This window comes from Halococcus salifodinae DSM 8989, assembly GCF_000336935.1.
Taxonomy (GTDB): domain Archaea; phylum Halobacteriota; class Halobacteria; order Halobacteriales; family Halococcaceae; genus Halococcus; species Halococcus salifodinae.
Window position 1 is genome coordinate 43,033 of record NZ_AOME01000088.1, and the last position, 12,677, is coordinate 55,709.

The 12,677-nt window shown below is 58.1% G+C and carries 12 protein-coding genes and 1 pseudogene; 6 read left to right on the plus strand and 7 right to left on the minus strand.

Features of this window, described 5'->3' with window-relative positions; all coding sequences use genetic code 11:
- Nucleotides 1–276: 276 nt before the first annotated feature.
- The gene (locus tag C450_RS18885) at nt 277–1,818 is read right to left on the minus strand and encodes a primase-like DNA-binding domain-containing protein (protein WP_161606979.1); all 1,542 of its coding nucleotides are present in this window, start codon (nt 1,816–1,818) and stop codon (nt 277–279) included.
- Between C450_RS18885 and C450_RS18890 the strand changes: the two genes are divergently transcribed.
- The 5 genes from C450_RS18890 (at nt 1,801) to C450_RS18910 (ending at nt 6,516) form a co-directional block, all read left to right on the plus strand.
- Nucleotides 1,801–3,669, plus strand: coding sequence for a hypothetical protein (locus C450_RS18890; RefSeq protein WP_152424539.1), 1,869 nt, complete (start codon nt 1,801–1,803; stop codon nt 3,667–3,669). The two genes, C450_RS18885 and C450_RS18890, sit on opposite strands and share 18 nt — an antisense overlap.
- 94 nt (nt 3,670–3,763) lie before the next feature.
- On the plus strand, nt 3,764–5,149 hold the full coding sequence (locus C450_RS18895; protein WP_005046330.1) for a hypothetical protein: 1,386 nt from the start codon (nt 3,764–3,766) through the stop codon (nt 5,147–5,149).
- Nucleotides 5,127–5,438, plus strand: a complete 312-nt coding sequence (locus tag C450_RS18900) for a hypothetical protein (protein ID WP_005046333.1) — start codon at nt 5,127–5,129, stop codon at nt 5,436–5,438. The genes C450_RS18895 and C450_RS18900 overlap by 23 nt, the downstream gene beginning before the upstream one ends.
- A complete protein-coding gene (locus C450_RS22195) occupies nt 5,439–5,945 on the plus strand; it encodes a hypothetical protein (RefSeq protein WP_005046335.1) in 507 nt (168 codons plus the stop codon). It begins immediately after the preceding gene.
- A gap of 181 nt (nt 5,946–6,126) precedes the next feature.
- The gene (locus tag C450_RS18910; protein ID WP_005046337.1) at nt 6,127–6,516 is read left to right on the plus strand and encodes a hypothetical protein; all 390 of its coding nucleotides are present in this window, start codon (nt 6,127–6,129) and stop codon (nt 6,514–6,516) included.
- A 499-nt stretch (nt 6,517–7,015) separates the two neighbouring features.
- On the opposite strand, the pseudogene C450_RS18915 reads toward C450_RS18910, so the two are convergent.
- Both C450_RS18915 and C450_RS18925 read right to left on the minus strand, forming a co-directional pair.
- Nucleotides 7,016–7,822: pseudogene (locus C450_RS18915) on the minus strand (transposase).
- 250 nt (nt 7,823–8,072) lie between these two features.
- Nucleotides 8,073–9,362: an orc1/cdc6 family replication initiation protein gene (locus C450_RS18925; protein ID WP_193790534.1), complete on the minus strand. Its 1,290-nt coding sequence runs from the start codon at nt 9,360–9,362 to the stop codon at nt 8,073–8,075.
- Nucleotides 9,363–9,883: 521 nt separating this feature from the next.
- Here C450_RS18925 and C450_RS23295 point away from each other — a divergent pair.
- Nucleotides 9,884–10,012 (plus strand): hypothetical protein, encoded by a 129-nt coding sequence (locus C450_RS23295; protein ID WP_275039289.1) that lies wholly within the window; start codon nt 9,884–9,886, stop codon nt 10,010–10,012.
- Between the two features lie 263 nt (nt 10,013–10,275).
- Here the strand turns inward: C450_RS23295 and C450_RS23050 are convergent, their stop codons facing one another.
- From C450_RS23050 to C450_RS18945, 4 genes are all read right to left on the minus strand, one after another.
- Complete coding sequence (locus tag C450_RS23050; protein ID WP_049910454.1) at nt 10,276–10,506, minus strand: hypothetical protein; 231 nt, start codon at nt 10,504–10,506, stop codon at nt 10,276–10,278.
- Nucleotides 10,503–10,760 carry a hypothetical protein gene (locus C450_RS23055; RefSeq protein ID WP_049910456.1) on the minus strand — a complete coding sequence of 86 codons (258 nt, stop codon included), beginning with the start codon at nt 10,758–10,760 and terminating at the stop codon, nt 10,503–10,505. Before C450_RS23055 ends, C450_RS23050 begins: the two co-directional genes overlap by 4 nt.
- A 60-nt stretch (nt 10,761–10,820) precedes the next feature.
- Nucleotides 10,821–11,381, minus strand: a complete 561-nt coding sequence (locus C450_RS23060; RefSeq protein WP_049910457.1) for a helicase-related protein — start codon at nt 11,379–11,381, stop codon at nt 10,821–10,823.
- A 219-nt stretch (nt 11,382–11,600) separates the two neighbouring features.
- The gene (locus C450_RS18945) at nt 11,601–12,650 is read right to left on the minus strand and encodes a TrmB family transcriptional regulator (RefSeq protein ID WP_005046341.1); all 1,050 of its coding nucleotides are present in this window, start codon (nt 12,648–12,650) and stop codon (nt 11,601–11,603) included.
- Nucleotides 12,651–12,677: the final 27 nt, after the last annotated feature.

Sequence of the window (12,677 nt, forward strand, 5' to 3'; positions counted from 1 at the left end):
CCGGACGACGAAAATCGCATGACGGGACGGTCGGACAGACGATTCTGGACGGACGGCTGTTCGATATATTTCATAAATCGTCCGTCCACCCTCCGCCCTCTTGCGATTTTGGGGGTGTATTGGAGTTGGTAGAGAATCGTCCGTCCACGATCTACCGAATCGTTCGTCCACCCTCCGCCCTCTGGTGGTTTTGGGAGATGTCGTAGAAGGTGAATGATAGTGCCTTTCGAGTACCAAGCACTCCAGATTCTGTTAGATGGAAAGAAGGAGTTAGGTCTATGGAGAGGCCAGACCGACACCAATATAGACGGTAGTTTTGCTGCCGTCGACTCGCTTTCGTTTGGACTCGAAATCGAAATCGAGTGCCTTTCTCAGCGAAGTTGCGAACTGCCGTTTGTTTCGAATCTCGAACAGATTCTCATTTGCGTAGGTTTTGTATGGATCGTAGATTTCATCGAGTGGAGTCTCAGTATTCTCCGAGGTGATCAACTGCTCGTCCGCAAACGCAGCCACCCCTTCGTCCTTCCCGCCGAGTTCCTCGTCGGGGGTTTCTTCCACGTCTGAATCGTCGCTCATAGAGTCGTCGGTTCCAGTACCAGATTTGTTACTTGTTTCGTCGTTCGCCATCTCGACCGCGGGCTCGGAACCGGCCTGATCTGTGGGATCATTCACCGGCTGTTCACCGTCGAAAGAGCTATTTTCATTCTCATCTTCGCTGGCGGAATGATCGACGGATTTCTCGAACGTGTCGGTGGGGTCATCGGGCTCCGGGCTGAGGGGGAAGGTCGCTCCATCGCGATAGAAGACCGGCCGTTCCTCTTTGTTCTCCGACATGATCAGGATGTGGTAATCGTCGCGATCGTACTCCGGATTCGGGAGGATTTCTTCGGGAATGGCTGGCCGTTTCATCGCCACCCAGTCCTCTTCAAGATTGTCACTGTCCTCGTATGTTAGGTTCTCTTCAACTTTTCGTTCGATGGTATGTTTGTCTCGGTGCTCGTCATAGATGTCAACGGCAGGCACGTTAGAGATCCCAACGTCGTCCAGATTTTCGAGGCGAGTGTGGACGGTTCCATCGCCATCGCGCATCACGAGCTCGCCGTCTTCGCGGGTCCAATTGGTGCGACGCTTGTCGCCAGTCGTTGGTCGGACTACTGATGCTTTGTCGTTGATTCGCACCAGGTAATCGCTCACGTAGTAGTGGATGATGCCCGTCTCATCCTCGGTTTTCTTCACTGGTTGGGTGAGGATGTTTTCGAGTCGCCGTGCCCAATATTCGAAGTCCTCGCCAGCCTCGTTGACACCGACGCCATCCGCCCCAGGTTCGACGACGAACACCGGGGTTCCATTCATCTCCTGAGCTTTCTTCAGATTCTCGAGGACCTTCGGTGGTTTCGTCGGCGTGGTCGTCTCGGCTTCAAGGACCAGCGTCGTGTCGAGGTCGGGATGGGTGGCTGTCGCATCCGGCATGTCGCTACCGTCCTGCTCCAGCACGTTGACCAGGAACCCCTCGGCGGCGAGCTCGTGTTCGATCGTCTCCAACGCCGAGTCGTGAGCCTCGCCGCCCGAGGATGGAACATCGCCCGTATCGTTCGCGATCACCTCCTCGCCTTCCTCGGACAGACAGAGACGGGCCTCGGTGGGTTTCTTGGCGTTCGTGACCTCGATGAGTTCCGTTCGACTGTGAGCGCTTTCGACGATCAGGTCTTGGCCTGGTGGGCGGTACTCCTTGCGCGCTTCGTCCGCTTGGGCGATATCGTCGTTGTTCTTGGCTTTCTCCGCTGCTCCCGTGTAGTAGTCGTGGACCTTCTCAGTCACATTGAGGGCGGTGGCGCGGTCGGCTACGACGGCCATCCCCAAGACGGCTTGAGTGGGAAATACGCCAAACCCGCTCACACCAAGCCCTACGCCCGCATCAGTGAACCAATCTACGGCCTCGGATCCGTCGAAGACGGCCAGCCCGTGCTCGTCACCGAGGGCATCGCCGACGCAATCACCGCCCACCAGGCGGGCTACGCCTGTATCTCGCCGGTCACCACGCGGTTCAAGCACGACGATCGCGAGCGGTTGCGAGAAGTCCTCAACAATCACGATGTCCCACGCGCGTACGTCGTTCAGGACGCCGAGCGACCGAGTAGCGACCTCGATGAAGACGACCGCCTCACGCTTACGCAGGCCGGCGAGGGCCTTCGCGGCGCGCTCGACACGGCTGCATACCTCGCCGAACACGACACCGACGCTCGCCTCGCCGAGCTCCCCCGACCCGGTCTCGACAAGGTCGACCTCGATGACTACCTCAACGAATGGACCGACGACGGCTCGCTCGCCCCGGTACTCGCCAGCGCGAAGCCCGCCCAGGAGCACCCTGCTTACGACCCGCAGGACGCCGAAATCGACGCCGCCACACGCGACCGGCCCGATCCACTCAGCGACAACGCGTCCGATTCCAGCTACTCGGCACTGTTCGATCTCGACATTCGAGACGCATCAGGTCTCGACGCCGACTACCGTGGCCCGAGCCCTCTCGGTCATCACGGCGAGAGCGAGACGTACTTCGTCATCATCGACGAGCGCGACGTCGCTTACGACCACAAGTACAAAGCCGCCTACAACGCGCTCACGTACCTGCTCGCCGACGCCGGCGAGCGCCCATCCGACAATCCCAACAGACGCCTCGACGACGCCGAGGTGTTCGCTGCGTGGCGACACGCCAAACGAGAGGGCATCCTCCCCGATGACGATCCAATCCCTCGGCGCGCACTCCGCCACGTCGCTATCGATCAGGGCCACTGCGAATCCGGCGATATCGAAGACGGCTGGAAGCTCCCCCGCGACGCCCACGACGACGCCCTCGACACACTCGCCGAGGAGTACGGCCTCAATCCCGGTCGAGATCCGATCGGCACTGGCTGGAGGCAGTCTTCTGATACTGTGGACCCCACCACTCTCGACGTCGTGCTCGATCCCGAAATGGCATGGCGGGCGGCCCGACTCGTCAGCCCTGAGGACCTCCCGGATCCTGCCCGGCTCGATCTCGAACCCACCTCCGATGGAGAGGCCTGGCAGTGCCCGCAGTGTGAGAATAGTGTCGACATTGTCCGGGCGGTCGCCATCCACCGCGGCAGCGTCAGCTGCTGTGAGGAGCCGCTGGCCGACGACGCGTACGACGCTGCGTACCGCCGTGCTCGCGAGGAGTTCGGGGCACCCTTGCCCGAGTATGTGAGTGCGGCGACCGCGACCGACAACTGGGCGCTCATCCAGGGCGCGCTCTCACAGCTCACCCACTGGCACCTCTCCGAGCTCGACTCAACCATTACTGGTCTTGGCGACGACGAAGACGTTCTCGCCGAAATCGATCCCACGTGGGAGGACTCCGCTTCCGGAGAGCGCATCCTCGCGTTCCGCTCGGGCGGGTTCTACTGCCGCGAACACGAGTGTACCATCGATCCCTCCGGCTGGTCGCGCTTGAAGCCGGGCTCATCGATGCGTGTGACGACGCCCTCTCAGGGGAGGCGTTCAAACAGGCCTACCATATCGCTCGCGAAGAGTATGGTGCGCCCCTTCCCGAGTGGTCAGTCGGCAGCCCGGACCATATACCCGTCCTGCCGCCAGCAGCGGACCTCCTCGGCGAGTTCACCACCGATCGTGATCGCCTCGATGCCGCCGTGAGAACGTCGAGAGCCTCTATCGCGAACTCGCCAGCGACAGTCGCCAGGCACACCTCCTGACCGCCCTTCCCGCCCTTGGCAAGACCACCTCTGTAGTGAAGAACGCCGACGAGTATCCAGCCCTCTACCTCGCTCCCCGAAAGGAGCTCATGGCCGAGGTGGCCGAGAAAGCCCGCACCCGCGGGATGAGCCACATGCACCTTCCCGTGTTCAGCGAGGTCAGACCCAGCGAACCCGCGATCTACGAGGCCGCCAGCCTGATCCGCAAGGAGAGTACGGATCTACTCCGAGAGTTCGAGGCTCTCGCCGAGCGCATCGACGAACCGGTCGTCGAGGATGACGACGGCTCCGAAGACGCCATCGGAATTCACGTCTCCGTCGAAGAAGACGACTCCGAGGAAATCCACCTCGAGCGCGGGAGCTGTCCGGTCGCGAACGGCGAACACGGCGAGGCATGGATGCTCGCGGTTCACGTCGCCCGTCATCTCGGTCACGCGCCGAAGGACATCCACACTCACGACGAAGCGCTGTTCGGCGAGCCGTTGCCCTGTCACCACCACGACGGCACGTGCGCGTACGCCGACGCGTGGGAGGCCGCCAGCGACCCCGAGAACCCCAAGGACATCCTGATCGGGAATTATGGCCACGGCTACGTCGACGGCACCCGCACCTACTACTCCGAGACTGGCGAGGACTCCCAAGTCATCGACCGCACCATCACTATCGACGAGTTCCCCGGCGACGTCTATGACGAGCGCTTCGGTGAGATCTATCTCGACCACGCCACGTGGTTCGCCCGGGCGCTCCGCAGCGACGTCGAGGACCGCCAGACGCTCTTCGAGGAGGACCTCTGGAGCGACGAGTGGGTCCGGGCGTGGCTCCGCGGCAACGCCACCTCCGAGATCGACGCCGTCGCCACCGCAGATCACCACCTCGACCTCATGCAGCGAGTGCTCGATACACACGCCGTCGTCGACGACATCCTCGAAACGAGTTCGTCCATCACCGCTGACGACCACGGAGCCGATGCGGATGAGTCCAGTCTCAGGAGCGTTCTCGGACGCGTGCAGGACCTCGGCCCAGAGTGGGACGACGAGGCGATCGAGGACGCCTGTGCGGGACTTCGCTCCGTCCTCGACAACGCTGAGAACGTCAGCCGACAGACGGTCGAGCGCATCGAGGACGCGGTACTCCCGCCTCTCGCGACCGCGGCCGTCGAACTCGATGACGGAGTCACTCTCGGTGGCGGGGTCGTCGAGGATTTCGACCACTTCGGCGGCGATCTCACCACGATGGTCGAGGATGCCGTGACCGACTTCCGCGAGCGCCACGATGGCGCTGACAGCCTCGTGAGGCAGCCTATCAGGCTCTCGATGGCGGGAAGAGGGCTGCCGGGAGCTCGCCCTCCACGTTCGCGATGGCTACGCACATCCGCTCGCGTATCTCCTGCTCCACGGCGTGATCACCCCCAAGGACGATGAGGACGGGGCCGCGACTACCATCCAGACTGACTCGTTCTCGTTCGACCACGAGGACGGTACCAACCTCAAGCGGATGAGCCTCGGCCGTGAAACGATCATCGTCGATAGGAATCACCACAGCGCTGTCGTTCACCATCCGCCTGCCTTCGCCGGTGGCAACGCGCAGAATTCGGTGGTCGGGCTCAATGCCACCGGTCGTGAACGTCTCTGGTCGCTCGCCACCGGCACCGACGTCCACGAAACCGCTCGCGAACGCCGCGCGTTCCTTCGAGAGGTGCTCAATCTCTAGGTGGTCCAGACCAGCCCACACATCAACACCTACTCCGGATCCGCCCAGAGCAAGAACTTCGATGGAGACGTTGCGCTCGTGAAATCCGTCGCCGAGGAGTACGCTGCAATGCAGCTGCGCCAGGATACCTTCATCGCCACGACCAAACCCGGCGTCATCACCACGAAGAAAGCCCGCGCCGCGGTCAAGGAACGCATCAAGGACGATGTCGCCGCGGTTGATCACTATGGGAATGTCACCGGCTCGAACGCGCTCGGCGAGTTGAATCTCGGGGTAGTACTTGGCTGCCGGCACTTCGGCGATGCAGTCGTCGAGAAGTGGGCGGCGCTCGCCGGCGAGACCGTCCAGCACTCGGGGAAGGGCAGTGACCTCGAGTATGGGAGCGAGACTGCCAACACGTGGCTACAAACCCTGAAGAGGACGACAAAGTTACCCCACATACTAGAGGATATTCATTTACGTGGGGTAACTGAGGGTTCACCATCAATCACACGGGAGATTGTCTAGTTATCATGTGCTACCTAGGTAGAAATAGGAATGATTGTCTATCTTCATCGAGAAGGTATGTCGGATATTCAGCCGCAACAGGCCGAAAGGTGGTGTTTTACACTTCGATGACGGGGGGTACATCTCGCTGTTGTCAAAGTTACCCCACAAATTGATGTGATTCGCTGTTAGTGGGGTAACTATGAGCGAGGACATCCCAGAGAAACCGCCAGCACCGGAGTTGCCGAAGTACCTTCACGAGCCACTTGAGAAGCAATTCCCGGAACGTCTGGAAGCAGTCGCAGCATATGCGGCTGACCTGGCAGAATGGAAACGTCAAAAGCGCCAAGAAGAACTCGAACGTCGACGGGCTAAAGAAGAAGTCGATGAAGATGAATTCGAGGAGCTGGAAGAACGCGATATTTCGATAGATCCAGAGGATTACGAGGATGTCTCGACCAGCGGAGCGTACATCACGGTGAAGACCACGAAGGAAACCAGCGAGAAATCGTACCGTTACTACTACTGGCAGTGGAGGGAAGGCGATTCCTGGAAGAACGAATATATCGCGCCTGTGAACCCACAAGAGTAGGGTGTCGCCAGATCACGGTAGACTTGGACACAATCACTCAACAATTCTCGGAACCCTCCCCCCCCGTCATCGATGTGTAAACTATAGAGAGCGGGAGGGGAGTTGCGGACGGAAACAGTCGAAATAACCCAGAAGAGGCATAGACGGGACGAAGAGAGATTCAGACACAAAAACCGGTTCATGTTCTATGATTGCTACTAGTCTGACGAAGTTTTATATACCACTCGTTAGAACCAGAACCGTATTGCCGTTAATCACAAGGATTCGAAGGAGTGTCTCTTCAAGGAGCTAAGTGGGACAGCTATTTCTTTAGTAGTTATTGTGATGGCTCTTTCTTGTGGAATCGTAGCTCTCGTGGTTTCTCCCGGCGATCTGTGTCTTGTTTCTCGTCCTCTGTACCCCTCCTCTACCGAGGATTTACACTCCGATGACGGGGGGAGGGGGTCACATTCAGACCTTTATCGAAGTGCTCTATTGAAAATGCGGTACGAGAGTACGATCATAGCGTCTTGGCGAGCTTCTTGATGTTGTTGAGCGCGAACAGGAGAACGATCTCACGGAACTGGCGATACCAGAACCGCGAANGTTCGCTTGACCGTCGAGTAGGAGGTTTCGGACATCCACCGCTGGGTGTAGCCCTTCGCTCGGATGAGAGCGTTATTCGCTGTAGCCATCGATTTCGATCCTTGGTGCTGAACGAGGTATTCAACGTCCAGTGCGGCGATTTCGCATTCGGTGTGCCAGTCCTGGAAGCCGTTGTCAGCAGCCACGGACCGCAGGTCGTCCGCGTTCCGGCGGACGACCCGCGGGCCAGCCTTCGTGTCGTGTTCGTGCTCGATACAGCAATGGACGTCCGGCACCGCAAGCGACTTTGTATCGGTCAACGTCGTTGCTTTGATCGTCTTCACGCTTCGCCCACATCGTTGGAGGTAGTACTGAGAGGCTTGCTTCCGTTCGAAGAATGTGCTGTCCAATGCGACGTGTCCAGACTGCGGGTGTTGCTGCGCTGAGACGCGCAGCAACGCCCGACAGATGTACATCGCGTACCGATCGAGTGAGTGGTAGAACGCGGTAGGGTCAGGCAATGCATCTGGATGAAGGCCGAGCCGATCATATATCTCCGGCATGAGGCTCAACCGATCGACGAGTTCGGCGTAGCTGTGGCCTCTTCCTTGCGAATACAGTGTGCGACGATGTGAGCCTCGCGGGCAAGCCCGACTCGGGCGGGCTTGCCCGCTCGCTTCCCCAACGCTTGTTTGGCTACACGCAGTGCTGTCTCAACGAGGTCGAGAAGCGCGACTCCCATAATCGACTTCTCGACCTCGTTTCCTCAAACTCATTACGGAGAAATCCCGTCGCTGCCGTCCATTTTCAATAGAGCATATCGAAGGCTGTTCATGAATAGAATTGTCCTGAACAATCAGGCTCAGCCGGCTGAAGAGTGTGACGGGTTATTATCTACAATTTCATACAATTCTCCGACGAAGGTGGGAATTACACATCGAACACGGGGTGTGGTGGATCTATAGAGGTACGCCACGACATGGGAATGCCTCTTACATCTCGTGGAATTCGTCCAACTGTGCATTAACAACCGACTGAAGGAGTTCTTCTTGGCCGTCGGTGGTTTCTAGCCTCGTGCCCTTGACGATCCGATCCATAATCGCTGTTGGATCTTCCGTGAATGTGAACTCCATGTACATCCCACCTCCACGTCCTCGACTCTTTCTTGATGTCGATATCAACCCATACGTGGAGAGCTCTTTAACGTATTTGACATAGGTTTCTCGAGTCATTTGATCTGCATCGAGTTCGTCAGTAACCCACTGATATACTTTGAATCCGACCGGACTTGGAACTGAACTCCCTGTCCGTTTGGAGTACCGAGCAACTGCCGCTGTTGCATATAGCGATATTTTCTTCTGTGTGGTCAAACCTTCGACGAGTTTCAACGACCGATCCTTGTCAATCTCCTCTTGTGATTCACGAACGTGCTCCTCGAGAACTTCTTCATCTCCGCGCTCGTTAGCCAGATCGCCAGCACCGCGGAACAGGTCGATCGCTTTCCGAGCATCACCGTGGCTTTGTGCTGCGAACGCTGCCACCAGTGGAATCACGTCCTCTTCGAGTGCATTTGGTTGGAAGGCGTCCCGCCGGTTTTTAAGAATTTGTCGCAACTGATTGGCGTCATAGTCGGGGAAGTAGACGTCTCGAGGGTTAAATGAGCTCTCTGCGCGGCCATCGATGTTCTCCATAAATTTTGGGTCGTTCGTCAACGCCGCAACTGAGACGCGTCCCTCTATCTCATCTGTGTTACTCGCACGAGAGAGTTGGTAGAGAAGCTTCGAGTAGGCCGGTTCATCGTTCGCACGCCGTCCGATTAAGAGGTCGATCTCGTCGAGGATGAATATGACCGAGTCATAATTTTTGTTGATGAGTTCGTACAGACGACGGTACTTGCGTTTGGTCGATACTCCTGTCTCAGGGACGCCAACCTCTGCGCCCATGTTCTTCGCGACCGTCTGAACGAGTTCGTAGACCGCTTGGTCAAGGGTATTGATCGGCTGGCAATTGATCGCGACGACGCCGAAGTGTTCATCTTTCGACTTACAGAGTTCGATGATTTGCTGAGTAACAGCTCCAATAATGAGTGATTTCCCTGTTCCTGCCGGTCCATATAGCAGCATGTTCGGCGGCCGATTCCCCTGGAGGGTGGGTTTTAAGAATGAAACTACTGATTCGAGCTGTTCGTCGCGACCGACGATCCGTTCCTCGTCGATGATCGTATCTGGTTCGACCAAATCTCTATTGGCGAAAACCGACGTACCCCCCTCCTCATCGAGCATATCCTGGATGGTGCGTTGCGAGTTCTCTCCCGCATATACAGCATCACTTATCGATTCGGAGTTACTGGCGACATTTTCTGAGGCGACTTCAGCTTCGTCTTCCGCCTTTTCAGAACGCGTCTTTTCTTCTCCAAGGGTGGATTGATCCGTTTTCCCTTGATCGCTCCCGGCCATACGCTTGCTGCATTCTGGAGGCATATAAATGCCCACCATAATCGATGTCTATTTTGGCGCTAGGAGGATCCTATTGGTTGCATTCAACGTTTTCGTCATAGCGACTCTGTACCGGCAACGAAGTACTATCCAGCAGAACTTCGGTGGCTTCGTTATCGATGTGTAAGTCGTAGGTCTGGTTCTTGTCATATCATATTGACCCTCCCCTCCCCGTCATCGATGTGTAAGTGCGACATTGTTCCCGATACCGAACGCAGTGATCGTAACGGCAATCGCACTCACCTCACGCTATTCGGAGAGTTTGATCACGTAGTCGTGGAGAATGATATACCTGCCCTCGGAGGAGCGTGACCGACCGCGCGGTGACGTTCCGTATCTGCGGCGACGGCTACATCGTCACGCTCACGCTGCCGTTGGTGTTCGTGGTTGCGTTCGTCACGTTCCCTCCGGTAGTAGTATTCGCTGCCGTCTCCTGATCCTGCGCACCCACGATAGCGAGCGGTCTCATGACTGCGACCGGGCTCAAGAGAACTGCCGCGACGAGTACGGCGATCGTTCGTCGCACTCTCGATTGGTCGGTGCTCGGTTCGTCGAGCAGTACCCTGGTCCCGTCATCGTTCGTGCCTCCGAAGCGGAGATAGCTATCGGTCTGCTCGTGGAGGGTTACCTCGGCGAATCGAACCGCAACAGCCGGGTGACTGTAGAGACTGAACTCGTCGAGGTCGCGCTCGATGGTGATCTACTTGTCCCTGAGTGCTTGAGTGTACTCAGAGGTCTGTGTCGATTCAAGGAGTGCCTGCCCCCGATCGAGATCGAGTTCGGCGACTTCATAGGTCGTCCCCTGATGATGGTATATCGCTTCGGGATGGGCGTCCCGGAGCGCATCCGCGAACGGGAGGCGTGCGATCGTCGCATTCTGGAGTCGGTCGGCCGGTCTGACCTCACGGTCATCAATAGTCTGGAGGCTCATCTCGTGCTGGGGACTGTCATCACCCTCGTAGAACCACGGATGCCAGCGTTCGTATCCCGCCGATCGAGTGTCCCTGCCTCTTCGAGATCAGCGACCAACTCGGGGAAGTCATCGCCGAAATGGTGAGTATCATCGGGTTTAAGCCAGGTTTCAGTCGCGGCGCTACACACATGCTCAGACATGAGCTGGTCGTTTTCGGGATTGACCACCGCATGCTCGGAATCACCGTCGAAAAACGAGGCGGGGTTTGCCATCAGGTACTGATCGTGCTGGTCGTTCCCGCCGATAAGCGTGACAAGACTCGGCTCTTCTCCTCAACCGGCGCGTCCTGCGCGCTGGTGGGTACTCATCCGCATGCCTGGATATCCGTTGAGGAGAACGATGTCGAGGCCACCGACGTCGACCCCGAGTTCGAGTGCGTTCGTGCTCCAGACACTACGGATCGAGCCGTCGTGAAGACCTTCCTCGATTTCCTCGCGACGACTCTGCTTAAGCGCAGCCTGATAGGCGGTGATATCGTCGGCAAGTGTCGCGAGGGTTTCTTCTTGGTCGTTGATGAGCGCCGCTGAGGTGCGATAGAGGGTTCGTCCACCGTGGTCAATTGCGCGCTCGAACGCGGGAATGGTGTATGCGAGGCTCTTGTCGCTAGCAGTCGGCGTAGCAAGGACGGCGTTCTGATCGTCACGGATGGCTTCGATAGCACTCACCTGATGCTGGTAGAGGTGTTCGATATCGCGACGCGCGAGCGCCATTTCGAGGCGATAGTTGAGATCAAGATCCGCCCGTGTGGCTTCACGACCAGAGACACGCTCGTGATACTGGATACGGCCCTGATGCTGTGATCGGTTTCGGAGCCACTGGATCGTCTCGTCCACGGTATGAGTAGCGTATTGTCGTTTGTTCACTAAGGGTTTTGCCGCTGCGAGCACCAGCTTAGTTGCATCTGCGCCGCACACCGACTAATTTCACCATTTACTAACAAAACCCATGCTCTATACTACAATGGAAAGAAAATGTTGCATTCATGGTACTCACCTTCGTGGCGAATAAACGCCTACAATGTCTGTTCGTCCTATGAACGATTCACGAAGCCATCAGACGGACTGGAGCTTCACCGTTGACGCCTCGAAGTCCTCGACGAACGCGCCTTGTCCGCCGGCATTGTACGTTCCGTTATCGGTCTCGATGATAAGGGTGTTCTCGACGGGGAACGAGCTGTTCGTTGGTTCGAGGAGTGATTGTCGGACATCTACGACCAGACCATCGAGTTCGGTCGGGCCGTCTTTACCGTGAAGGGGACGACCGGTTACGTGTGCGTGGACTGCAGAACCGGTGCGGATGTGGAGCGCTGCCTGCAAAACCACGTGGCGGAAATCTCGGTACGTCGTCGGTAGCGGCTCCGGATCGGCCGCGTATATCTCGGAGGCCATCGGGAAGTAGTTCCCGAGAAACGAGCCCACGATGACTGGACCGAGCTGTTCCTGTGCAAAGACGATCGCCTGCGCGGCGTTGTTCGCTTGTGAAAGCATTTCGGGCGGAGCGACGAGCCCCAATTCCCGGTCGACGGTGAGTATCGTCGGCGTCGGCTGATCCCACACGCGGGCAACTGAGGCCAGCCCATCGAGGTCGAGGTCGTCGTCCGGATCCGTCCCCGTGACCAGTAGCACAACGAGCACGTCACGCTCGATCGCGTCCCGCAGCTCCGTGGCGATGTCGTCGAGCAGTCGATGGGGAATGGCGAGCATTATCTCTCCTTCTGCACGGCCGAGCAGTTCGGCGACGCGCTTGAGGACGGTGACGCGCGATTTGACGACCTCGAAGCTCTCCGAACGGGGAGCCGCCTGCGAGAACCGCGATTCGAGCGCCGGCTCCATCCGTTCGAGACCATTGGCGAGGGTATCCACAACGCTTTCGGGCGGGTGTGCCCGGATCGTCGTCGGCACGACGTGGTCGTTGACTTCGACGAACCCCCGATCGGTGAGGGTCTCCGCGACGCTGTAGACGTGGCGTTTGGAGACGTCCGCCTCGTCGGCGATGACGCTCGCCTTCGCTTCGCCCTGTTCCAGAATCGCCAGATACGTGTCGATCTCCTTGTCCGACAGACCGAACTGCTGTAACAGCTGCTCGATCGAGGGGTCGTTCATGACGCTCGCTCACAGCGGCTGATACTT

Excerpts from the sequence above, each read along its gene's own strand:
- C450_RS18945 (WP_005046341.1), bottom strand. The coding sequence starts at position 12,650 with ATGAACGACCCCTCGATCGAGCAGCTGTTACAGCAGTTCGGTCTGTCG.
- C450_RS23055 (WP_049910456.1), bottom strand. The coding sequence starts at position 10,760 with ATGGCAAACCCCGCCTCGTTTTTCGACGGTGATTCCGAGCATGCGGTG.
- C450_RS18925 (WP_193790534.1), bottom strand. The coding sequence starts at position 9,362 with ATGCTCGATGAGGAGGGGGGTACGTCGGTTTTCGCCAATAGAGATTTG.
- C450_RS18910 (WP_005046337.1), top strand. The coding sequence starts at position 6,127 with ATGAGCGAGGACATCCCAGAGAAACCGCCAGCACCGGAGTTGCCGAAG.
- C450_RS23050 (WP_049910454.1), bottom strand. The coding sequence starts at position 10,506 with ATGAGCCTCCAGACTATTGATGACCGTGAGGTCAGACCGGCCGACCGA.